The 21,155-nt window shown below is 66.6% G+C and carries 21 protein-coding genes and 4 pseudogenes; 7 read left to right on the top strand and 18 right to left on the bottom strand.

Annotation, left to right across the window (positions count from 1 at the left end):
* Positions 1 to 14 precede the first annotated feature (14 nt).
* From L6444_RS03950 to L6444_RS03940, 3 genes are read left to right on the top strand one after another with little or no spacing between them, the layout of a single operon-like run.
* Positions 15 to 539 carry a DUF2505 domain-containing protein gene (locus tag L6444_RS03950; RefSeq protein WP_236980772.1) on the top strand — a complete coding sequence of 175 codons (525 nt, stop codon included), beginning with the start codon at positions 15 to 17 and terminating at the stop codon, positions 537 to 539.
* 16 nt (positions 540 to 555) lie between these two features.
* Entirely contained in the window at positions 556 to 1,380 is an 825-nt protein-coding gene (locus L6444_RS03945; RefSeq protein ID WP_236983769.1) for a carbon-nitrogen hydrolase family protein, read from the top strand.
* On the top strand, positions 1,377 to 2,426 hold the full coding sequence (locus L6444_RS03940; RefSeq protein ID WP_236980770.1) for an LmeA family phospholipid-binding protein: 1,050 nt from the start codon (positions 1,377 to 1,379) through the stop codon (positions 2,424 to 2,426). Before L6444_RS03945 ends, L6444_RS03940 begins: the two co-directional genes overlap by 4 nt.
* 11 nt (positions 2,427 to 2,437) lie before the next feature.
* Here L6444_RS03940 and deoC read toward each other — a convergent pair whose 3' ends face one another.
* The 6 genes from deoC to L6444_RS03910 all read right to left on the bottom strand — a co-directional run bounded on the left by deoC (position 2,438) and on the right by L6444_RS03910 (position 6,775).
* A complete protein-coding gene (gene deoC / locus L6444_RS03935; protein WP_236980768.1) occupies positions 2,438 to 3,115 on the bottom strand; it encodes a deoxyribose-phosphate aldolase in 678 nt (225 codons plus the stop codon).
* Complete coding sequence (locus L6444_RS03930; RefSeq protein WP_236980766.1) at positions 3,115 to 3,546, bottom strand: DUF2599 domain-containing protein; 432 nt, start codon at positions 3,544 to 3,546, stop codon at positions 3,115 to 3,117. Before L6444_RS03930 ends, deoC begins: the two co-directional genes overlap by 1 nt.
* A 3-nt stretch (positions 3,547 to 3,549) precedes the next feature.
* The gene (locus tag L6444_RS03925) at positions 3,550 to 3,825 is read right to left on the bottom strand and encodes a DUF2516 family protein (protein ID WP_255731242.1); all 276 of its coding nucleotides are present in this window, start codon (positions 3,823 to 3,825) and stop codon (positions 3,550 to 3,552) included.
* A gap of 119 nt (positions 3,826 to 3,944) precedes the next feature.
* Positions 3,945 to 4,592 (bottom strand): heparin-binding hemagglutinin, encoded by a 648-nt coding sequence (locus tag L6444_RS03920; RefSeq protein ID WP_236980764.1) that lies wholly within the window; start codon positions 4,590 to 4,592, stop codon positions 3,945 to 3,947.
* A 310-nt stretch (positions 4,593 to 4,902) separates the two neighbouring features.
* A complete protein-coding gene (locus tag L6444_RS03915) occupies positions 4,903 to 5,322 on the bottom strand; it encodes a helix-turn-helix domain-containing protein (RefSeq protein WP_236980762.1) in 420 nt (139 codons plus the stop codon).
* Between the two features lie 88 nt (positions 5,323 to 5,410).
* On the bottom strand, positions 5,411 to 6,775 hold the full coding sequence (locus tag L6444_RS03910; RefSeq protein ID WP_236980760.1) for a DUF445 domain-containing protein: 1,365 nt from the start codon (positions 6,773 to 6,775) through the stop codon (positions 5,411 to 5,413).
* Between the two features lie 189 nt (positions 6,776 to 6,964).
* Between L6444_RS03910 and L6444_RS03905 the strand changes: the two are divergent.
* Positions 6,965 to 7,694, top strand: a pseudogene (locus tag L6444_RS03905) (TetR/AcrR family transcriptional regulator).
* A gap of 148 nt (positions 7,695 to 7,842) precedes the next feature.
* Positions 7,843 to 8,706, top strand: coding sequence for a cyclopropane mycolic acid synthase family methyltransferase (locus L6444_RS03900; RefSeq protein ID WP_236980758.1), 864 nt, complete (start codon positions 7,843 to 7,845; stop codon positions 8,704 to 8,706).
* Positions 8,707 to 8,734: 28 nt separating this feature from the next.
* On the opposite strand, the gene L6444_RS03895 is transcribed toward L6444_RS03900, so the two are convergent.
* From L6444_RS03895 to L6444_RS03875, 5 genes and pseudogenes are all read right to left on the bottom strand, one after another.
* Complete coding sequence (locus L6444_RS03895; protein ID WP_236980756.1) at positions 8,735 to 9,163, bottom strand: hypothetical protein; 429 nt, start codon at positions 9,161 to 9,163, stop codon at positions 8,735 to 8,737.
* 166 nt (positions 9,164 to 9,329) lie between these two features.
* Positions 9,330 to 10,189 (bottom strand): annotated as a pseudogene (locus L6444_RS03890) (cyclopropane mycolic acid synthase family methyltransferase).
* Positions 10,190 to 10,271: 82 nt separating this feature from the next.
* On the bottom strand, positions 10,272 to 11,135 hold the full coding sequence (locus tag L6444_RS03885; protein WP_236980753.1) for a 3-hydroxybutyryl-CoA dehydrogenase: 864 nt from the start codon (positions 11,133 to 11,135) through the stop codon (positions 10,272 to 10,274).
* Positions 11,136 to 11,287: 152 nt separating this feature from the next.
* Positions 11,288 to 12,576 (bottom strand): annotated as a pseudogene (gene aceA / locus L6444_RS03880) (isocitrate lyase).
* A 275-nt stretch (positions 12,577 to 12,851) separates the two neighbouring features.
* Complete coding sequence (locus tag L6444_RS03875; RefSeq protein WP_236980751.1) at positions 12,852 to 13,646, bottom strand: acyl-[acyl-carrier-protein] thioesterase; 795 nt, start codon at positions 13,644 to 13,646, stop codon at positions 12,852 to 12,854.
* Positions 13,647 to 13,799: 153 nt separating this feature from the next.
* Between L6444_RS03875 and ramB the strand changes: the two genes are divergently transcribed.
* Together ramB and L6444_RS03865 are read left to right on the top strand one after the other, a co-directional pair.
* Entirely contained in the window at positions 13,800 to 15,218 is a 1,419-nt protein-coding gene (gene ramB, locus L6444_RS03870) for an acetate metabolism transcriptional regulator RamB (protein WP_236980749.1), read from the top strand.
* Positions 15,215 to 15,790: a carboxymuconolactone decarboxylase family protein gene (locus L6444_RS03865; protein WP_236980741.1), complete on the top strand. Its 576-nt coding sequence runs from the start codon at positions 15,215 to 15,217 to the stop codon at positions 15,788 to 15,790. Before ramB ends, L6444_RS03865 begins: the two co-directional genes overlap by 4 nt.
* On the opposite strand, the gene L6444_RS03860 is transcribed toward L6444_RS03865, so the two are convergent.
* The 7 genes and pseudogenes from L6444_RS03860 to exaC form a co-directional block, all read right to left on the bottom strand.
* A complete protein-coding gene (locus L6444_RS03860; protein WP_236983765.1) occupies positions 15,781 to 16,074 on the bottom strand; it encodes a hypothetical protein in 294 nt (97 codons plus the stop codon). The two genes, L6444_RS03865 and L6444_RS03860, sit on opposite strands and share 10 nt — an antisense overlap.
* A 65-nt stretch (positions 16,075 to 16,139) precedes the next feature.
* Positions 16,140 to 16,583, bottom strand: coding sequence for a hypothetical protein (locus L6444_RS03855; RefSeq protein ID WP_236980739.1), 444 nt, complete (start codon positions 16,581 to 16,583; stop codon positions 16,140 to 16,142).
* A gap of 168 nt (positions 16,584 to 16,751) precedes the next feature.
* On the bottom strand, positions 16,752 to 18,149 hold the full coding sequence (gene lpdA / locus L6444_RS03850; RefSeq protein WP_236980737.1) for a dihydrolipoyl dehydrogenase: 1,398 nt from the start codon (positions 18,147 to 18,149) through the stop codon (positions 16,752 to 16,754).
* Between the two features lie 56 nt (positions 18,150 to 18,205).
* On the bottom strand, positions 18,206 to 18,844 hold the full coding sequence (locus tag L6444_RS03845) for a hypothetical protein (protein WP_236980729.1): 639 nt from the start codon (positions 18,842 to 18,844) through the stop codon (positions 18,206 to 18,208).
* Positions 18,837 to 19,115, bottom strand: a pseudogene (locus L6444_RS03840) (putative holin). Before L6444_RS03840 ends, L6444_RS03845 begins: the two are co-directional and overlap by 8 nt.
* 11 nt (positions 19,116 to 19,126) lie before the next feature.
* Positions 19,127 to 19,627: a DUF779 domain-containing protein gene (locus tag L6444_RS03835; protein ID WP_236980726.1), complete on the bottom strand. Its 501-nt coding sequence runs from the start codon at positions 19,625 to 19,627 to the stop codon at positions 19,127 to 19,129.
* Positions 19,627 to 21,150, bottom strand: coding sequence for an acetaldehyde dehydrogenase ExaC (exaC, locus tag L6444_RS03830; RefSeq protein WP_236980724.1), 1,524 nt, complete (start codon positions 21,148 to 21,150; stop codon positions 19,627 to 19,629). The genes L6444_RS03835 and exaC overlap by 1 nt, the downstream gene beginning before the upstream one ends.
* Positions 21,151 to 21,155 lie beyond the last annotated feature (5 nt).

The following is a 21,155-nucleotide window of genomic DNA, read 5'->3' as shown; positions in this document are numbered from 1 at the left end:
GTAGCGTGCCAGTCATGCCGCGTTCATTCGACATGTCGGCCGTCTACGAGGGCAGCGTGGAGGACATTCACCGGGCTTTCCACGAAGAGCAGTATTGGGTGGGCCGGCTGGCGGAGGTGCCGACCGACCTCGCGGCAGTCGAGGAATTACGGGTCGGCGCAGAGGCCGGTGCCGACGCCGCCGTCGCGGTGGTCACCCTGCAGCGCGTGTATCGGCAGAACCTTCCGGCCCTGGTGACCCAGTTGCATCGCGGCGACCTGTGCATCCGCCGGGAGGAAAGCTGGGGCCCGATTCACGACGGCGTCGCGACGGCCTCCATCCGCGGCTGGCTGCTGGACGCACCGGTGAGCATCTGGGGAACCGCGGTCCTGTCTCCGCACACCGAGTCCGGCGGGTCCCGGCTGACCGCGAACATGACCGTGCAGGTGCGTGTCCCGCTGATCGGGGGGAAGTTGGAGCACCTCATCGGTTCCCAGCTGCCCGAACTGATCAACGTGGAACAGCGCTACACCTCGCAGTGGATGGCGAAAAATGCCTGAGCCGCGCTCCGTCCCGCTGCGCATCGCCCTGGCGCAGATCCTCAGTGGCACCGATCCGTCGGCAAACCTGCAGCTGGTGCGCGAGTACGCGGAGCGGGCCGCCGCTGCCGGGGCGAAGCTGGTGGTGTTCCCCGAAGCGACCATGTGCCGCTTCGGGGTTCCGCTCGGTCCGATTGCCGAGCCGGTCGACGGGCCCTGGGCCGACGGTGTCCGCCGGATCGCGGCCGACGCCGGCGTCACCGTCATCGCCGGCATGTTCGCCCCGGCCGGCGACGGGCGCGTGACGAACACGCTGATCGCGGCCGGCCCCGGCGACCAGCCACTCACCCGCTACGACAAGATCCACCTCTACGACGCGTTCGGCTTCACCGAGTCGCGCACCGTCGCGCCGGGCCGTGAACCGGTGGTCGTAACCGTCGACGGCGTCGGGGTGGGGTTGACGACGTGCTACGACGTCCGGTTCCCTGCGCTGTACACCGAGCTCGCCGACCGCGGCGCCCAGCTGATCGCGGTGTGCGCGTCCTGGGGTTCGGGCCCGGGCAAACTCGAGCAGTGGACGCTGCTGGCCCGCGCCCGGGCGGTGGATTCCAGCTGTTACGTCGCCGCCGCCGGCCAGGCCGACCCGGGCGGCAAGATCAGCGACTCCCGGGCCCCCACCGGTGTCGGCGGGAGCCTGGTGGCCTCCCCGTTCGGCGAGGTGGTGGCGGCCGCGGGCGCACAGCCCGAGCTGGTGATCGCCGACGTCGACCTCGACAAGGTGGCCGCGGCCCGGGACAACATCGCGGTGCTGCGTAACCGCTCGAGCTTTCTCCGAATTGATAAGGCAGAATCTCGAGAGTGACCACCCCGCAAGGCCCACCGAATGACCCCCGGTGGGGGCGTCCCGGTCCCGGCAACCAGAGCCCACTCGGCCGGCCTCCGGCGCCCGGTGAAAGTCCCACCGAGCAGTTGCGGCCCGGATCGGGCCGCCCGCAGCAGCCGGGCGCCGGTCAGCCGCCGCCCGGGCAGCCGACGCAGCCCGCGCAGCCACCGACCGCGGCCGGCGCCTACACCCAGCGGGGCGCCGACCAAGCGCCGCCCAAACAGCCCGGCGCTGCGACGACGCCGCTGACCACGCCGAAGGACCAGGACGAGACGCGCAAGCGGCGGCGCATCTTCGGGTTCGCTGCGTCCTACGTGGTGTTGATCCTGGTCATCGTGCTCGCCTTGCTGGTGTCCGCCGCGATCGGCGTCGAGCTCTACATCCGCAACAAGGCGACCAACAAGATCGCGGCCGCCACGGCGTGCGTCGCCCAGGACCAGGCCACCGCGAAGTTCGGGGTAACGCCGCTGGTGACCTGGCAGGTGATCACCGATCACTACACCAACATCAGCATCGAGACGGCCGGCAACAACCTGCGCGACGCCAAAGGGATGAAGCTGCAGCTCAACATCTCCGATATCAAGCTCGACAACACCGCCGACTCCAAAGGCACCATCGGCGCGATCGACGCCACCGTCACCTGGAGCACCGACGGCATCAGACAGACGGTGCAGAACTCGATCCCGGTCGTGGGTGACTTCGTGACGTCCAGCGTGACCACCCACCCCAAGGACAACACCGTGGAGTTGAAGGGCATGGTCAACGACATCGTCGCCAAACCGTCGGTGGTCAACGGCACCCTCAAGCTGCAGATAGTCACGTTCAACACGCTGTTCGGCAAGCTGCCCCGGGAGTTGATCCAATCGTCGCTCGACGACTACACGACGAGCCTGAACAAGAAACTGCCGTTGGGCATTCAGGCGGACAGCGTGCAGGTCACCGACAGCGGCGTGGTCGGCCACTTCTCCTCCCGCAACGCGACCATCCCGGCCGGTCAGACCGATCCCTGCTTCGCCGACCTGTGAGCTGAACGCACTCAGCTGTCGAGGCCGTCCAGCACGGCTCGGGTGCCGGACAGGCCCAGCCGGGTGGCGCCGGCGTCGATCATGGCGATCGCGTCGGCCGCGGTGCGGATGCCGCCGCTGGCCTTGACCCCCAGCCGGCCGCCCACCGTGGCGCTCATCAGCTCCACGGCGCGCACGCTGGCCCCGCCGGCCGGGTGGAACCCGGTCGAAGTCTTGACGAAGTCGGCTCCGGCGTCTTCGGCGGCACGGCATACCGCGGTCAGCGTGTGCTCGTCGCCCTGCCCCAGCAGCACAGCCGACTCCACGATCACCTTCAGCACGGAGCCGCCGGTCGCCTCGCGCACCGCCGCGATGTCGGCCTGCACGGCTGCGAAGTCGCCGGCCAGCGCCGCACCGACGTCGATGACCATGTCGATCTCGGCGGCGCCGGCGGCCAGCGCGGCAGCCGCTTCTCGCGCCTTGATCTCGGGTAGGTGTTTGCCGGACGGGAATCCGGCCACGGCGGCGATGCGCACCTCGGCGACGGTTGCCGCGGCCGGCACCATCGACGGCGAGACGCAGACGGCGTAGACGCCGAGTTCGGCGCCTTCGGCGACCAGTGCCGCCACTTCGGCGCGGGTGGCTTCGGGTTTGAGCAGGGTGTGGTCGACCAGGGCGGCCAGCCGGCTGCGGGTCAGGTTCGTGGGCATCAGAACGTCTCCTCCGGGCCGCCGGGGTTGCACGAGGCCGCGATCATCTGCGCATCGTCCACCACGGGCCGCCACGGTTCCAGGTTCCAGCTGGTCTTGCCGGGTCGGGCGAACTCGGCGAAGCGCCAATGACAGAGGAACTGCTCCCACATACCGGGGGTGTGGGCGTCGGGAGATCGTGCCAGCACCTCCGCCCAGGCCTCCTCAGCGGCACCCTGGGTTCCCGTGTCCCGGGATACGGCGCGCGCCGCCGGTGTGGGATACACGCGCAGACTGGGCAGCCGGCCCCAGTACACCCATTCGGTGTGGTCGACGAACGGCGGCTGACGAGACACACCGACGGTGTCCGCCGTCCCCGGGTCGGCGGGCGCGGGCGCCGCGCCCAGCAGCGCAACCAACGCCGCTACCGGCGCGCACAGCAGAAGCTTCATCCGCTAGCGGGACTTGCCCTGCACTTCGAGCAGCTTGGGCCGCACGTCGACCAGATAGACGCCGGCCGCCACCGCGGCCACCGCCAGTCCCATGATCTGGAACACGAAGGCCAGGACCGATGTCAGGGCCACCGCGCCGCCGAGGATCAGCAACCAGACCGGCTTGGTCAGCTTTTCGGCTGCGGTGTAGGCGTCGGCTCGTTGCATCGCGGCATGCACGAACGCGTACACCGCCATCAGGGTGAGGGCGATCTGCAAGACGACCATGACGGCGTTCACTACGTGCACGCCCCTAAGACTAGGCGGGGCTGCGCAGAAACGTCGACTCCGAGCCGCCCGCGGGAGTGTCCCGGGGCGGCCCGGAGTCGATCGTCACTTGGTGCGGCGGGGAGCCGCGACTACTTCTGGGTGACCTTCTTGGCCGGGGCCTTCTTGGCGGCCGGCGCCTTCTTGGCGGGGGCGGCCTTCTTGGCCGGAGCGGCCTTCTTGGCGACGGTCTTCTGCGCCGCCGCGGCGGTCTCCTCGGCCTTCTTGGGCAGCTCGATGCCGACCAGCTTGGCGGCGCGCTCGCCGACGGCGCGGGTCTGCGACGCCACGGTGCCCAGCGCCTCCTGGGTCAGCTCGACGGCCTGGTCCACGTAGCCCTCGGCACGCGCCGACGCGTCCTCGAACGCGGACTGGCTGCGCAGCCGCTCCAAGGCGGCCTCGCCGCGCTCGACCAGCTCGTTGTAGCGGGTGGTGGCGGCCTCGAGGTAGCCCTCGGCCGCCTTGCGCAGCTCCTCGGAGGTGAAGCGCTCGCGCAGCTCGGTCAGCTGCTCGGGCAGGTCCTCCTGCAGCTTGCTCAGCCGGGCACGGCTCTCCTCGGCACGCTCACGCAGGCTGCTGCGCGTCTCCTCGACTCGGCTGCGGGTGTCGGTGCGGGTCTCCTCGGCACGGTCGCGCAGGTTGGCGATCAGGTCGTTCACGGTGGCCAGGGCCAGGTCGGCGGCGCCCAGTGCGGCCAGCAGCGGGGCCTTGAGCTCCTCGATGTTGGTGTTGTCAGCCATTGATGTTTCCTCTCATTGTTTTCGATATCGGGATTACTACCTGCAATTTGCGAAGTTGGTGCAAGCGGCGGCTCCTTCGGTCAGGAGGGCTGAGGGGCGGTCAAGACCCGCGGATTGACGTGGCCTGCTCGGCACGCTGCTGGCGGGAACCTCCTGGTTGGTCGGGTCGGCGGGCGGGGTGCGATAAGGGACTTGCGGTAGGGGACTATTGAGATGTCGTCGCCGCGGCCGGGTAGATCGGCGGCCGGCGGATGGACCCGGGGTGGTGTCCGGTGCGGACACAAGGCCGGCGTCGGCGCTAGGGGGTGGATCAAGCTTCTCTGCCGGGTTCGATGGGACACTCCTCACGGTCAGCTTCGTTCTCCTGGACGAACGATGCGTAGGTGTCCAGCAGAACCTGCTTTTGACGCTCGGTGATGGCCGTGTCGGTGACGATGGCGTCCCGTACCTGGCTGGTCTCGCTGGGCTCGAGCATCCCCGCACGCACGTAGAGGATCTGCGCGGACACCCGCAACGCCTTCGCGATCTGCGCCAGCACGTCCGCGGACGGCTTGCGCAGTCCCCGCTCCACCTGGCTCAGGTATGGGTTGCTGACACCGGACCGTTCGGCAAGCTGCCGCATCGAGACCTGGGCCAGCTCGCGCTGCGACCGGATGAAGCTGCCGATGTCGGAGGCCACGTCAGAGGCTTTTGTGGACACCTTGGCGCCCAGCTTTTCCTCCGGCGACATCAGTTGCTACTCCCAGCGTCGGGTGTTTGCTTACGACCACCAGGGTACGAACGTGTGCTTGCTTTTGCAAGCGCTTGTGACGCCTCCCTCAGAACAGCAGTTGCGCCACCGTGTAGATCACCAGCCCCGCCAGCGACCCCACGACCGTCCCGTTGATCCGGATAAATTGCAGGTCACGGCCCACATGGAGCTCGATGCGGCGGCTGGCTTCCGCGGCGTCCCAGCGCTCGATCGTCTCGGTAATGATCGCTGTGATCTCCACCCCATATTGGGAGACCAGGTGTTGGGCCGCACGAACCATCCAACCGTCCACCTTGTCGCGAAGATCGGCGTCGTCGCGTAACGATTCCCCGATCCGGATCACCGCGTCGGCAACCCGGGTGCGCAGCGCGCTGGACGGGTCGTCGACGCCCTCGAGCACCAGACGTTTGAGCGTCGCCCACGCCGTCTTGGCCGCGTTGGCCACCTCTTCGCGCGCCATCAGCTGCTCTTTGACCGCGTCGGCCCGCGCGATGGTGTCCGGGTCGTTCTGCAGGTCGTCGGCGAATTCGAACAGGAACCGGGTCGCCGACCGACGCAGCTCGTGGTCGGGGTTGCGCCGGACCTTGTCGGTGAAATCCATCAGCTCACGGTGGATGCGATCGCCCACGAGATGGTCGACGAACCGCGGCGACCACGTCGGCGAGTCGCGCTCCACCACCCGCTGGATCACCACGCCGGCGTTCAGCGACCACTGGAATGCCCGGTCGGCCAGCAGCTGAATCAGCGCTTCCTGTCGGTTCTCGGCCAGCAGCGTCTGCAACACCCGGCCCACCGGCGGACCCCACTGCGGTTCGGCGATGCGCCGCACGATCATCCGGTCGATCACCTGCTGGACGTCCTCGTCGCGCAGCAACTCCACCAGCACCCGCAGCACCGTCGCCGTCTCCGCGGCCACCCGCTGGGCGTGCGCGGGTTCGGCGAGCCACTTGCCCAGCCGGCTCGGCACCTGCGCGTCGCGCAGCTTGGTCTCCACCACCTCCGGCGACAGGAAATTCTCCCGCACGAAGGTGCCCAGCCCCTCCCCGAGCTGATCTTTCTTGCGCTTGATGATCGCGGTGTGCGGGATCGGAATGCCCAGCGGGTGCTTGAACAGTGCCGTCACCGCGAACCAGTCCGCCAGGGCACCCACCATCCCCGCCTCGGCCGCCGCGCCCACGTAGCCGACCCACGCCGGAGCCGTCCCGTGCATGTTGGCCCAGCGGCAGACGAGAAAGACGACGGTAGCGCCGACCAGGAAACCCAGCGCCACCGCTTTCATCCGGCGCAGCGCGGTGCGGCGTTCGGCGTCGGCCCCGGGGTCGGCCCCGGCGAACGATTCGGCAAAAGACGTGCCGGTCGGGCGGCTCGCGACCGGCTGCGCGTCCGCACCCCGCCCAGGGTGCGCGCCCGCTCCGTCAACCCTGTGCGTCATCGCACCGTTCGATCCTGCGTCATCGCACCGTTCGATCCTGTGTCACCACAACATCATCATCCGCCATCGCCGCCACCGGTTAGTGTTACCCACACTGGTCGGAGCCCTCACACCCGTCGGCACATCCCGCTTGCCGGGCGGTCCCACGCCGTATCATCGGTGCGTCTGGACGAATGGAAATCGGCGAAAGTGGCTCAGCTCATTCCGGCTCGCATCCCCAAGACCGACGGTCGCAAACGGCGCTGGCACCAGCACAAGGTGGACCGGCGCAATGAATTGGTAGACGGCACCATCGAGGCGATCCGCCGACAGAGCCGCTTTCTGAGCATGGACGAGATCGCCGCCGAGATCGGGGTGTCCAAGACGGTGCTCTACCGCTACTTCGTCGACAAGAATGACCTGACGACGGCCGTGATGATGCGCTTCGCGCAGACCACCCTGATTCCCAACATGGCGGCGGCATTGTCGTCGAACCTGGACGGCTACGACCTGACCCGCGAAGTCATCCGAGTCTACGTCGAAACGATGGCGGCCGAACCCGAACCGTACGGGTTCGTGATGGCCAACAGCTCGGGCAGCAAGAGCAAGGTGATCGCCGACTCCGAACGGATCATCGCCCGCATGATCGCGGTGATGCTGCGGCGGCGGATGCGGGAAGTCGGAATGGACACCGGCGGCGTGGAACCGTGGGCGTACCTGATCGTCGGCGGAGTAGTGCAGCTGGCCACCCACTCGTGGATGTCGGACCCGCGGATGAGCAGCGACGAGCTGATCGACTACCTGACCATGCTGAGCTGGAGCGCGTTGTGCGGCATTGTCGAGGCCGGCGGATCGCTGGAGAAATTCCGGGCCGAGCCGCATCCCCTCGCCGATCGTGCCGGCCTGGAATCAGCTCGACGGGGACGCGAATCCGCAGTAAGCACTCCGGATCACCGGCTGGGCGGCGGAACGACCGGCGACCGCGCCCAGTCACAACGGCTAGCATGCATGGGGTGCGTCGGCAGTGGTGCCTGCGATGCCGTCAGGATCGTCCGGCACCGCCCACCGAGTGAAAGGCAGAAAATCGGATGGCCGTGCAGCTCACGCCACATTTCGGCAACGTGCAGGCGCATTACGATCTGTCCGACGAGTTCTTCCGGCTCTTCCTCGACCCCACTCAGACTTACAGCTGCGCCTACTTCGAGCGCGATGACATGACGCTGGAAGAGGCGCAGCTCGCCAAGATCGACCTGGCCCTGGGCAAGCTTGGGCTCGAGCCCGGGATGACGTTGCTCGACGTCGGATGCGGTTGGGGCGCCACGATGCGCCGCGCCGTGGAGAAGTACGACGTGAACGTCGTCGGCCTGACCTTGTCGGCCAATCAGGCCGCCCATGTGCAGCAGACGTTCGACGAGCTGGACAGTCCCCGGAGCAGACGGGTGCTGCTGGAGGGCTGGGAGAAGTTCCACGAGCCCGTCGACCGCATCGTCTCGATCGGCGCGTTCGAGCACTTCGGCCGCCACCGCTACAAGCGCTTCTTCAAGCTGGCGTACGAGGTGCTGCCCACCGACGGCGTCATGCTGCTACACACCATCGTGCGCCCGACGATGCGCGAAGCCAGGGCCAAGGGCTTGCCGTTGACTCGCGAAATCGTGCATTTCAGCCAGTTCATCCTGGCCGAGATCTTCCCCGGTGGTGACCTGCCGACGGTTCCCACGGTCCAGGAGTACAGCGAGGCGGCCGGCTTCAAGGTGCAGCGCATCCAGTCGTTGCAGCTGCACTATGCGCGCACCTTGGAGACCTGGGCGGCGGCGCTGGAGCTCGAGCAGGAGAAGGCCATCGCGATCCAGTCCGAGAAGGTCTACCACCGGTACATGAAGTACTTGACGGGATGCGCCAAGCTGTTCCGCCAGGGCTACACCGACGTCGACCAGTTCACGCTGGTGAAGTAGCCGCCCCCATCCTGCCGCAGGGTGTGCGTCAGGACCCGGCTTGCGTGTACTGCAGTTTGCTCACCTGTTGGGACCCCACCGTTGCACCGCACGCCGTGCTGGTGAAGGTTATCGTTTCGGTGCCTGCCAGGGTGACCGGATCCCACGTGTCCACGTAGGGCAGTCCGGTGGTACTACCGTCGCTGCAGCGTTGGGGCCAGGTGCCGTTCATCACCCATTGCCCGTTGACCAACTTGGCCTGCCCAACGGACGGCCCACCCGCTGTGAGTGCTGCTGAGGCGCATCCGTCGCCGCAGGGCGTGAAGTAGAAATCGCCGCTGCTCGTACTGCCCTGCGGGGAGGTCGTCGTCCAGGTGTAATGGCCGCTCATCGTTGTATCGGCCCGAGCTGTACCTACTGTGCCGGCAGCAAGGCCGACAAGGCCGGCGAGCACGGTTGCCGCGGCCAGGTAGCGCATTGGGAGATAGTTAGGAGTTTCATGTGAAGTGCCCGATAGCTTCATATGTGTGACATAGCAGAAAGATCGCGGGCCTGCGCCCATTTCGCCGGAATAGCGGCAGTTCTGCAGCGCCGGACGATCTCTCAATTTGTGGTGACGCCCGCTCGACGAGCCACCGGCGCGGTCACTTGACCAGGGTGAACTGGCCCACGTTGCAGATACCCTTGCGGAAGAAATTCTCGCATCCGGTGAGGTAGTACATGTACTTGTCGTAGATTTCCTGCGACTGGATCTCGATGGCCTGGTCTTTGTTCGCCTCGAGGTTCTCTGCCCATATCTGCAAGGTGCGAGCGTAGTGCTCACGCAACAATTGGACCGTTCGAGCGTGAATCCGGCGTCGCCGGCGAATTTCGGAATATCCTCCTGCGCCGGCAACTGACCGCCCGGGAAGATATCCGTTCCGATGAAGCGCATGAATCGCAGATCGGTCATGGTGACCGAGACTCCCCGCTCGAACTGCTGCTTCTGCGTGTAGGCCAGAATCGTGTGCAGCAACATCCGGCCGTCGTCGGGCAGAATGTCGTAGGTCCGTTCGAAGAAAGCGCCGTAGCGTTCCAATTTGAACGCCTCGAAGGCGCCGATGCTGACGATCCGGTCGACCTTGTCGTCGAACTCTTCCCACCCTTGCAGACGCACCTCGATGGTGCGTTCGGTGGGAATCGTCGCCAGCCGCTTCTTGCTGTACTCGAATTGGTTGCGGCTCAGGGTAATCCCGATCACGTTCACGTCGAACTTCTCGATCGCCCGCTGCAGCGCGCCGCCCCAGCCACAGCCGATGTCGAGCAGCGTCATGCCGGGTTCGAGGTTGAGCTTGCCCAACGCCAGGTCGAACTTGGCATTGGACGCTTCCTCGAGGGTCATGTCGTCGCGCTCGAAGTAGGCGCAAGTGTACGCCATCGTCGGGTCTAGAAATAGGGCAAAGAATTCATCGGAAACGTCGTAAATGGATTGCGACTCTTCGTAAAACGGCCTCAAGTCTGCCATGCTTGCCGGGCGCCTCTCCTATGTTGAACGCCGGAATATTACCCCATTCGGCTGGACAGGCCGGCGCCCGACCTGCGCGGCTTCAGTAGGTATAGAAACCCTGACCGGATTTCTTGCCCAGCATTCCCGCCTCCACCATCCGCAGCAGTAGCGGCGGCGCTCCGTAGTGCGGCTCCTTGAATTCTTCGTAGAGCTTGTCCGCGATCAGCTTGAGGGTGTCCAGGCCGACGAGGTCGCAGAGCCGCAGCGGGCCCATCGGGTGGGACAGCCCCGCGACAACGGCCTTGTCGACGTCCGCGACGGTGGCGAAGCCCGCCTCCACCATGCGGATGGCGGACAGCAGGTAGGGCACCAGCAGGGCGTTGACCACGAAGCCCGAACGGTCCGAGCAGCGCACCACCTGCTTGCCCAGCACCCCGCTGGCGAACTGCTCGGTGCGGGCCAGGGCGCCTTCGTCGGTGACCAGGGTGCTGACCAACTCCACCAGCGGCAGCACCGGGACCGGATTGAAGAAGTGCAGGCCCAGCACCCGCTTCGGGTTCTCGGTGGCGGCGGCGAGCTTCATGATCGGGATGCTCGACGTGTTCGACGCCAGTACCGCATCGGGGTCGGTGATCACCCGGTCCAGCTCGGCGAAGACGCCGGCCTTGACCGACTCGTCTTCGATGATGGCCTCGATGACCAGTTGCCGGTCGGCCAGGTCACTGAGGTCGGTGGTGAAGGTCAGCAGGTCCAGGGCGCGGTCGCGTTCGCGCTCGGTGACCTTGCCCGCGCTGACGCCGCGTTCCAGCGACTTGACGATGCGGTTGCGGCCTGCGGTGATCAATGCGTCGGTGGTCTCGAACACCGTCACCGCGACACCGGCCCGCACCGACACCTCGGCGATCCCGGAACCCATCTGCCCGGCCCCGACCACTCCTACCCGCTGGATTGCTGCATCGCTCACTGTCATCTCCGTCGCCCGAATTATCTTGCACCGCAATAGGCCCCGCCCAGGGTGACCGGGCGGGGCCTATGCTACTTCAGCGCGAACCGGGGGTCGCCCGGCTCGCCACTGGCCTTCCCGCACGAGCAGACTCTGCTCGGCGAACTACCGGATCAGTGGAACTGGCCCTCTTCGGTCGAGCCGGCCAGCGCCGTCGTGGACGAAGTGGGGTCCACCGTGGTGGCGATGCGGTCGAAGTACCCCGCACCGACCTCGCGCTGGTGCTTGGTGGCGGTGTAGCCGCGCTCCTCGGCGGCGAACTCGCGCTCCTGCAACTCGACGTAGGCGCTCATCTGCCTGCGGGCGTAGCCGTGGGCCAGATCGAACATCGAGTAGTTCAGGGCGTGGAAGCCGGCCAGCGTGATGAACTGGAACTTGAAGCCCATCGCACCGAGTTCCTTCTGGAACTTCGCGATGGTGTCGTCGTCGAGGTGCTTGCGCCAGTTGAACGACGGCGAGCAGTTGTAGGCCAGCAGCTGGTCGGGGAACTCGCTCTTGACGCCCTCGGCGAACTTGCGGGCCAGCTCCAGGTCCGGGGTGCCGGTCTCCATCCAGATCAGGTCGGCGTACGGCGCGTAGGCCTTGGCGCGGGCGATGCAGGGCTCGAGGCCGTTCTTGACCCGGTAGAAGCCCTCGTTGGTGCGCTCGCCGGTGATGAACGGGCGGTCCCGCTCGTCGACGTCGGAGGTGATCAGCGTGGCGGCCTCGGCGTCGGTCCGCGCGATGACGACGGTGGGGACACCGGCCACGTCAGCCGCGAGCCGGGCAGACGTCAACGTGCGGATGTGCTGCTGGGTGGGGATCAGCACCTTGCCACCGAGGTGGCCGCACTTCTTCTCCGAGGCCAGCTGGTCCTCCCAGTGCGAACCGGCGACACCGGCGGCGATCATCGCCTTCTGCAGCTCGTAGACGTTGAGGGCACCGCCGAAGCCGGCCTCACCGTCGGCCACGATCGGGGCCAGCCAGTTGTCCACCGAGCGGTCGTTCTCAATCTTGGCGATCTCGTCGGCGCGCAGCAGCGCGTTGTTGATCCGGCGCACCACCTGCGGGACCGAGTTGGCCGGGTAGAGGCTCTGGTCGGGGTAGGTGTGGGCCGGACAGGTTCGCGTCACCGGCGACCTGCCAACCGGACAGGTAGATGGCCTTGAGGCCGGCGCGGACCTGCTGTACGGCCATGTTGCCGGTCAGCGCACCGAGCGCGTTGACGAAGTCCATCTCGTGCAGTTGCTCCCAGAGCACCTCTGCGCCGCGGCGGGCCAGGGTGTGCTCCTCGACGACGTGGCCTTGCAGCGCGACGACGTCCTGCGGGGGTGTAGGTGCGGGTGACACCCTTCCAGCGGGGGTTGTGGTCCCAGTCGTGCTGGATCTGCTCAGCGCTCTTGGGGGTTCCAACGACAGACATTGGACGGCTCCTTACCGGTGATTGCGTTGCCGAATCTTTCGAGGCCGCGACCGCTGCCCGGCGGTGTGCCAGCCTCGACTTCACTCGTGTGCTAACACGACCTTGGCATAGCCCATTCCTGCTGGTCCACCCATTTCACTTGCGAATTTCGGCTATGACTTGTGGTCATTTTGCGAATATTGCGAAGGCGGCAACGAACTGAACCGGTTCAGAAGCTACCGGTCAGTAACCCCAAATCCGCAGGTCACGGACGCTTTAACGGGACGCTCGTACTGTTAGAGAGCGAACAGCGCGGCGACCGCTTTCGTCTCGTCGCCAACCGCATATGTGAGCGTTGTAACAGTCCGGTCGGCCAGCCCGGGACCGAACTTGTCGGTGGAACCGGCCGGGTGGACGTGGGAGATGATCTCCAGCTTGTCGCCCAGCGCGACGGGCGCCTCGTGCTCGATGGTCACCCGCAGTGGGCCGTTCATCAGCTCGGTGTGGGAAGCCAGGTAGTCCTCGACCACACTCCAGTAGACCGAGTTGTTCATGTGGTCGAACAGGTCGATGTCGGTGACCCGGACCGGAAACTCGTGGATCTCGGCCGCGTCGTCCCGGCTGCCCGGTTTCAGGTAACCCTTCCAGCGCAGCCGCTCCACCGACGTGGTCTTGTGCAAACCGGCCAGGAAGTCGTCGGCGATGCGCGCCGGCATCTCGGTCTCCTTGTTGACATGGATCCAGAACGCCTCGGACTCGATCAAGCCGCCCTTGCGGCCGTCGATCCGCACCCGCATCTCGCACCACCGGTTCGAGGTACCCGAACACCAGCGCCGACACCGCAGCATGTCCTGAAACTCGATGGGCCGGATCAGGTCGACCATGGTGCGCCGGACGATCCACAGCGGGTGGGTCTCCTCGAAACCCAGCTCCCGCAACTGGTCCTGGCCGATGTCCTGGATGTGCCGGCACGCGGCGTCCAGCCGCAGCCGCCCGGTCCGGTCGATGTCGCCTACGCGCAGCGGCCATTCGCGGTCGAACACATCGGGGTGACCGTCGGGCACCGGCATCAACTCTTTGTCCAGGCTCATGGCGGTGGTCCCTGTCCCCTCCTCGTAGTGCTCCTCGGGTTTACCCAGGAAAGCCGATGCGAATCATGCCAAACGGCGGGGCGCAAACACCAACTGCAAACTCTGCGAAGACGGCCTTCGCAAACCGGTTCGGGTTCCTTTAGGCTCCGATGGGTGTCCAAGACATACGTCGGCTCGCGGATCCGCCAGCTGCGCGGCGAGCGCGGATTCAGCCAGGCCGCACTGGCCCAGATGCTGGGCATCTCACCGAGTTACCTCAACCAGATCGAGCACGACGTCCGGCCGCTGACGGTGGCCGTGCTGCTGCGGATCACCGAGGTGTTCGGGGTCGACGCCACCTTCTTCGCCTCCCAGGACGACACCCGCCTGGTCGCCGAGCTGCGCGAAGTGACGATGGACCGCGACCTGGACATCGACGTCGACCCCACCGAGATCGCCGAGCTGGTCAACTCCCACCCGAGCCTGGCCCGCGCCATGGTGAACCTGCACCGGCGCTACCGGATCACCGCCGCCCAGCTGGCCGCCGCCACCGAGGAGCGCTATTTCGACGGCAGCAGCGGCAGCGGATCGATCACCATGCCGCACGAAGAGGTGCGCGACTACTTCTACCAGCGCCAGAACTATCTGCACGAACTCGACACCGCCGCCGAAGAGCTGACCGTCAAGATGCGGATGCACCACGGCGACCTGGCCCGCGAGCTCACCCGCCGGCTCACCGAGGTGCACGGGGTGCACGTCACCCGGCGCATCGATTTGGGCGAGAACGTGCTGCATCGTTACGACCCTGCTACCAAGACGCTGGAGATGAGCAACCACCTGGCGTCCGGGCAGCAGGTGTTCAAGATGGCCGCCGAACTGGCCTACCTGGAGTTCGGCGAGCTCATCGACAGCCTGGTCGAGCAGGGCAAGTTCACCAGCGACGAGTCGCGCACCCTGGCCCGGCTAGGGCTAGCCAACTACTTCGCCGCCGCCACCGTGCTGCCCTACCGCCAGTTCCACGACGTGGCGGAGAACTTCCGCTACGACGTCGAGCGACTGTCCGCCTTCTACTCGGTCAGCTACGAGACCATCGCGCACCGGCTCTCCACCCTGCAGCGGCCCTCGATGCGCGGCGTGCCGCTGTCGTTCGTGCGGGTGGACCGGGCCGGCAACATGTCAAAACGCCAGTCGGCCACCGGATTTCACTTCTCCTCCACCGGCGGCACCTGCCCGCTGTGGAACGTCTACGAGACCTTCGCCAACCCGGGCAAGATCCTGGTGCAGATCGCGCAAATGCCCGACGGCCGCAACTACATGTGGGTGGCCCGCACCGTCGAGCGGCGGGCGGCCCGGTATGGTCAGCCCGGGAAAACCTTCGCGATCGGGCTCGGCTGCGAACTTCGCCACGCCAACCGGCTCGTCTACTCGGAAGGACTCGACTTGTCGGGCAATGTCAGCACACCGATCGGCACGGGTTGCCGGGTCTGCGAACGCGACAACTGCCCGCAGCGCGCCTTCCCGGCCCTCGGGCGCGCACTGGACCTAGACGAGCACCGCAGCACGGTGTCGCCCTACCTGGTGCAGCAGGCATGACCGGCAACGAGGTCGCGCGCATCCCACCGGGCCGGCTGCGTGAGCTGGGACCGCTCAACTGGGTCGTCGCGAAGTTGGCCGCGCGCAAGGTGCGGGCGCCGGAGATGCACCTGTTCACCACCCTGGGTTCGCGCCAGGCGCTGTTCTGGACCTGGGCGGTGTACTCCGGTCGGTTGATGCGTGGCCGGCTGCCCACCATCGACACCGAGTTGGTGATCCTGCGGGTCGGGCATCTGCGCTCCTGCGAGTACGAACTGCAGCACCATCGCGGGATGGCCCGCAAGGCCGGTCTGGACGCTCAGGCCCAAGCCGCGATCTTCGCCTGGCCCGACGCGCCGGACGGCGAAGGACCCCGCAAGGTGCTCAGCGCCCGCCAGCAGGCGCTGCTGAACGCGACCGACGAGCTGATCAAGGACCGCACCATCAGCGCCGGGACCTGGCAGCAGCTGGCCGCGCATCTCAACCGGCCCCGGCTCATCGAATTCTGCTTGCTAGCAACGCAATACGACGGGCTGGCCGCGACCATCTCGGCGCTGGGAATCCCGCTGGACAACCCGGCCGATCACAAATAGACGTTGGCCAGCAGCGCCAGCGTCAACAACACCGGAAGCACGGGCACCGCGAACGCGAACGCCGCCCAGCCGTGCTTGCGGCGCAGGCGCATCACCAGGCCCCCGATAACCGCCCCGACGGCCAGCGCGGCCGACCCGATCAGCACCGCCAGGCTCCATTTGGCGACTGTGGTGACGTCGTCGCCGACGGTGATGGCGATCAGCCACAGCACGTAGCCGACGATCAACCCGCCGATCACGCCTACCGCCACGGCGGGGTACCGCGGCTCGTCGTTGCGGGACATGAACACCTGGCGATGGTATCTCGCGCGGCCGCCTGCGCCACCCGCGGAACGGCTTGGGTCCCCGATCAGCCGATCCGGGTCAGGGTGAATCGGTCGTGTTGATCGTCGAGGGCGCACGGCGGGGCGCTGTGCGAGAACTCGACTTCCCCGCTGAGCGTGATGGGATCCCACCATTGCGTGACGAGCACCGGATGCGTTCCGCCGCCGAGCACGACTTCCGAGGCCAGGTACGTCGGGCATTCCAGACCGTCCGGGATCAACCGGAAACTGACGAAACGGCCGTTCTCCAATCGGGCATCGAAACTTCGTCCCGATGCGGTCGTCACGTGGGCGACGCAGTGCGGGGCGCAGGTGGTCCGGATGGTCCAGGTCCCGGTGTCACCGTCGTCGTCGGCGTAGTGGTATGTGCCGTCCGCCATCAGGGCTTCGGCCTGCGCCGGGGCAGGGGCCGCAATCAGGCCCAGTCCGGCCATTAGCGCGATCACCGCGGGAAAAGCCTTGATTGTCATGGGGTTCCGTCCTCCGGGTTGTGTCCCCACCTGATGCGGACATTAGTTTCCGGAGACTCGTTGTTCTACAAAGCTGCGCGCACGACAGCGCAATTCATAGCAACCGCTTGCAATCAATGAGTTTCGCGTGCGGCGCCGACCCGGTGGGGCACCCGGGAGTCGGGACTCTTAGAAGTTGATCATGTGGCCGATCAGCCCGTGGAAGCACTCCTGCAGCGCCTCGGACATGGTCGGGTGGGTGTGCACGTTGCGGGCCAACTCGGTGGCGGTGAGGTCCCATTTCTGCGCCAGGGTGAGCTCGGGCAGCAGCTCGGACACATCGTGGCCGACCAGGTGCCCGCCGATCAGTTCGCCGTACTTACCGTCGGCGATCAGCTTCACGAACCCGCTCGGGTCCCCGACGCCGTGCGCCTTGGCGTTTGCGGTGAACGGGAACTTGGCCACCACCACGTCGTAACCCTCGTCGCGGGCCTGCTCCTCGGTGAGCCCGAAACTGGCCACGTTGGGTTGACAGAATGTAGCCCGCGGCATCATGCGGTAGTCGCCCAGCGCCAAAGTCTCTGCTCCGCCGATGGTTTCGGCAGCGACCACGCCTTGGGCCTCGGCCACATGGGCCAGCTGCAACTTACCGGTGACGTCGCCGATCGCGTAGATGTGCGGCACCGAGGTCTGCATGTAGTCGGTGATGCCGATCGCTTTGCGGTCGGTCAGCTCCACGCCGGCCGCGTCCAGTCCGTAGCCCTCGACGTTCGGCGCAAAACCGATGGCCTGCAACACTTTTTCGGCTTTGAGTTCCTCGGACTTGCCGTCCTTGCTGACCGTCACCGTCACTTGGGACCCGTCGTCGCTGATGGACTCGACTTTGGTGCCGGTGAGGATCTTGACGCCCAGTTTCTTGAATTGCTTCTCGACCTCTTTGGACGCGTCGGCGTCCTCGTTGGGCAGTGCGCGCGGCAGGAATTCCACGATGGTCACGTCGACGCCGTAGTTTTTCAGCATGTAGCCGAACTCCATGCCGATGGCGCCGGCGCCGGCGATGATGATCGACTTGGGCAGCTCCCGGGTCAGGATCAGCTTCTCGTAGGTCACCACGTTCTCCGACAACGACGTGCCGGGAACCAGCCGGGTGCTGGCGCCGGTGGCGATGATGGCGTTGTCGAACGTGACTTCCTGTGTCCCGCCATCGTCGTTGAGTTCCACCGAGATCGAGTTGGAGTCGGTGAACTTGCCGTATCCGTGGATCTCGGTGATCTTGTTCTTCTTCATCAGGTAGTGCACGCCCGCCACCCGGCCCTCGGCCACTTTGCGGCTGCGGTCGAAGGCGGCACCGTAGTCGAAGGTGACCTCGCCGCTGATGCCGAAAACCTTGGCTTCCCTGGTGAAGATGTGTGCGAGCTCGGCATTGCGCAACAACGCCTTTGACGGGATGCAGCCGACGTTGAGGCAGACGCCGCCCCAGTATTTCGGTTCGATGATGGCGGTGTTCAACCCGAGCTGCGCGGCACGAATGGCTGCGACATATCCGCCGGGACCTGCTCCGAGAACGACGACGTCATAGTGGGTCACGGACCCTACCCTAACGGCCGGTGGCGCGGTCGCCACCGGCAGCCAATCTCAAGCGGCTAATACGGAAGTACGCCGAACAGGCACGGTGTCGTCACCCGGTCGCAGTAGTACGAACCGTACAGCGGGGCCGCGGCCCACACCGAGGCGAACGGCGCCGACATCACCGCGATCGCCAGCGCCGCGATCAGCGGCTTGGACTCCACCATCGCCAGGATCAGCCCGGCCACGGTGCAGGCGACGACGTAGCCGAACACCGCGAACACCGACGGGGTCTTGTCCAGGTCGTGATACCACCAGTAGAACAGGCTGAGCCCGAACACCGCGGCGAACGCCCACACGCCCAGCAGCACCAGCAGGAACTTCCACCACTTCAGGTAGACGTAGCGCCCCGGCACGGTGACCGGCCCGGGCGGCTCCGCCGGTTCCGCCGGTTCCGCCGGCCCGTCCTGCGGTGTGATCGTGGCCGCTGCGGACTCCGGCTGCTCGGGTTGCTGCGGCGCATCCGGCTTCATCTGCTCGGCCGTCAGGCCGGCCAACGGCAGAAACGGCTGCGAGTCGGTGTCGTCGAAGTTCGGCACGAACGCCACCGACGGTTCGCCCGCGTCGTACTTCGGTGACACCGGGACGTCGCCGGTGTCGAAATCCGGGACGAACGGTTCGGTACCCGGGTTGGATTCGCTTTCCTGCTCAGCCACGCGAGACCACCTGTAGGGCGGCGAGCATGCCGAACCAGCCGGGTCCCAGCGCCAGGATGGCGGCGCCGAGCAGGGTGACCCAGCGGCGTCCGGAGAACAGGATCACCGCCAGACCGATCACGCTGGGCACGCTGACCACCAGTGCGATCGCCACGTCCGGGCGTTACCGGGCCGGACTCAGCACGCTGCACGCCACCGCGAGGATCTGACCGACCGCGCTGCCGATCAGCATGCCGCCGGCAAGCAGCCAGGCGCGCGGAAGGGGAATCACGGTGTACGACCTTAGCGAGTCGCCTTGCCGGGTTCGGGCACGTTTGCGGCGCGCCCTTCGGGTTTCCAGGTCACAACATGACCACGAGTCGGCGGCCGCTCGCCACGCTCATAGGCCGCACCCGTGATCACCGGCTCGCCTTGCCGCAGTGCGCTTTCCGTGTCCGAATACACCCGGCCGCGGCTGAGGAACCGGATGCCTTCCGGCGCTTCCAGGCTGAACCCGCTGCCCCGGCCTGCCACCACGTCGATGACCAGCTGGGTGTGTTTCCAGACTTCGTACTGCGGACCGGAGATCCACACCGGCACCCCGTCGGCACCGACGTCGAGCACACTGAGCAACACGTCGCGATCGCCGACCAAGAAGTCACCGAGCGGGTAACACATCGGCGAGGAGCCGTCGCAGCAACCGCCGGACTGGTGGAACATCACCGGACCGTGCCGGTCCTGCAACCGCGCCAGCAATTCGGCGGCGGGGGTGGTGATCACCGCCCCCGGCGGGGCGGCGTCCATCAGAAGAACCCGAGCGCCTTGTCGGAGTAGGACACCAGCAGATTCTTGGTCTGCTGGTAGTGCTCGAGCGCCATCTTGTGGCCCTCGCGGCCGAAGCCGGACTGCTTGTAGCCACCGAACGCCGAGTGCGGCGGATACACGTGGTAGCAGTTCACCCAGACCCGGCCGGCCTTGATCTCCCGGCCGGCCCGGTAGGCGGTGTTGCCGTCGCGGCTCCACACTCCGGCGCCCAGGCCGTACAGCGTGTCGTTGGCGATGTCCATCGCCTCGGCGTAGCTGTCGAACGGGGTGACCGCGACGACGGGGCCGAAGATCTCCTCCTGGAAGATCCGCATCTTGTTGTTGCCGGAGAAGATCGTGGGCTGCACGTAGAAGCCGCCGGACAGGTCCCCGCCCAGCTCGGCGCGCTCCCCGCCGGTGATCAGCTTGGCACCCTCAGCCTTGCCGATCTCGATGTAGGACAGGATCTTTCCAGGCTGGTCGTTGGAGGCCTGCGAACCCAGCATGGTCTCCGAGTCCAGCGGGTCTCCTTGCCGCACGGCCTTGGTGCGGATGGCGGCCAGTTCCAGGAACTCGTCGTGGATGTCGGACTGGATCAGGCTGCGCGACGGGCAGGTGCACACCTCGCCCTGGTTGAGGGCGAACATGGTGAAGCCTTCCAGGGCCTTGTCCTGGAAGTCGTCGTTGGCCGCCATCACGTCGGAAAAGAAGATGTTGGGGCTCTTGCCGCCCAGCTCCAGCGTGACCGGGATCAGGTTCTGCGACGCGTACTGCATGATCAGCCGGCCGGTGGTGGTCTCGCCGGTGAACGCGACCTTGGCGATCCGGTTGCTGGAAGCCAGCGGCTTGCCGGCCTCGGCGCCGAAGCCGTTGACGACGTTGAGCACCCCCGGCGGCAGCAGGTCACCGATCAGCGACATCAGGTACAGGATCGAGGCCGGGGTCTGCTCGGCCGGCTTGAGCACCACCGCGTTGCCGGCCGCCAGCGCCGGCGCCAGCTTCCAGGCGCCCATCAGGATCGGGAAGTTCCACGGGATAATCTGCCCCACCACGCCGAGCGGCTCGTGGAAGTGGTAGGCCACGGTGTCCTCGTCGATCTGGGACAGCGCACCCTCCTGGGCGCGGATCGCGGCGGCGAAGTAGCGGAAGTGATCGGCGGCCAACGGGATATCGGCACCGAGGGCCTCCCGGATCGGTTTGCCGTTGTCCCACACCTCGGCGACCGCCAGCGCCGGCGTGTGCTCGTCGATGCGGTCGGCGATCTTGTTCAGAATCGCCGCACGCTCGGCCGGCGAAGTCTTGCCCCAGGCCGGCGCGGCACCGTGGGCGGCGTCAAGCGCCTTCTCGATGTCGGTTTCGTCCGAACGCGGGATTTCGCAGAACGATTCACCGGTCACCGGCGTCGGGTTTTCGAAGTACCGGCCGGCTGCGGGCGCCACCCATTCGCCGCCGATGAAGTTTCCGTACCGGGATTCGTAGGACATCAACGCTCCGGACGAACCCGGGCGGGCAAAGACAGGCATTCGCT

Origin of the sequence: Mycobacterium kiyosense, from assembly GCA_021654635.1 — a bacterium.
Taxonomy (GTDB): domain Bacteria; phylum Actinomycetota; class Actinomycetes; order Mycobacteriales; family Mycobacteriaceae; genus Mycobacterium; species Mycobacterium kiyosense.
Note: the sequence above shows the minus strand (reverse complement) of the source record. Positions and strands in the feature narration are given on the sequence as shown.

Excerpts from the sequence above, each read along its gene's own strand:
- exaC (WP_236980724.1), bottom strand. The coding sequence starts at position 21,150 with ATGCCTGTCTTTGCCCGCCCGGGTTCGTCCGGAGCGTTGATGTCCTAC.
- L6444_RS03895 (WP_236980756.1), bottom strand. The coding sequence starts at position 9,163 with ATGCGCTACCTGGCCGCGGCAACCGTGCTCGCCGGCCTTGTCGGCCTT.
- L6444_RS03860 (WP_236983765.1), bottom strand. The coding sequence starts at position 16,074 with ATGTCCCGCAACGACGAGCCGCGGTACCCCGCCGTGGCGGTAGGCGTG.
- L6444_RS03920 (WP_236980764.1), bottom strand. The coding sequence starts at position 4,592 with ATGGCTGACAACACCAACATCGAGGAGCTCAAGGCCCCGCTGCTGGCC.
- L6444_RS03835 (WP_236980726.1), bottom strand. The coding sequence starts at position 19,627 with ATGGACGCCGCCCCGCCGGGGGCGGTGATCACCACCCCCGCCGCCGAA.
- L6444_RS03855 (WP_236980739.1), bottom strand. The coding sequence starts at position 16,583 with ATGACAATCAAGGCTTTTCCCGCGGTGATCGCGCTAATGGCCGGACTG.
- L6444_RS03865 (WP_236980741.1), top strand. The coding sequence starts at position 15,215 with ATGACCGGCAACGAGGTCGCGCGCATCCCACCGGGCCGGCTGCGTGAG.
- L6444_RS03930 (WP_236980766.1), bottom strand. The coding sequence starts at position 3,546 with ATGAAGCTTCTGCTGTGCGCGCCGGTAGCGGCGTTGGTTGCGCTGCTG.
- deoC (WP_236980768.1), bottom strand. The coding sequence starts at position 3,115 with ATGCCCACGAACCTGACCCGCAGCCGGCTGGCCGCCCTGGTCGACCAC.
- L6444_RS03915 (WP_236980762.1), bottom strand. The coding sequence starts at position 5,322 with ATGTCGCCGGAGGAAAAGCTGGGCGCCAAGGTGTCCACAAAAGCCTCT.
- L6444_RS03900 (WP_236980758.1), top strand. The coding sequence starts at position 7,843 with ATGGCCGTGCAGCTCACGCCACATTTCGGCAACGTGCAGGCGCATTAC.
- L6444_RS03875 (WP_236980751.1), bottom strand. The coding sequence starts at position 13,646 with ATGAGCCTGGACAAAGAGTTGATGCCGGTGCCCGACGGTCACCCCGAT.
- L6444_RS03910 (WP_236980760.1), bottom strand. The coding sequence starts at position 6,775 with ATGACGCACAGGGTTGACGGAGCGGGCGCGCACCCTGGGCGGGGTGCG.
- L6444_RS03950 (WP_236980772.1), top strand. The coding sequence starts at position 15 with ATGCCGCGTTCATTCGACATGTCGGCCGTCTACGAGGGCAGCGTGGAG.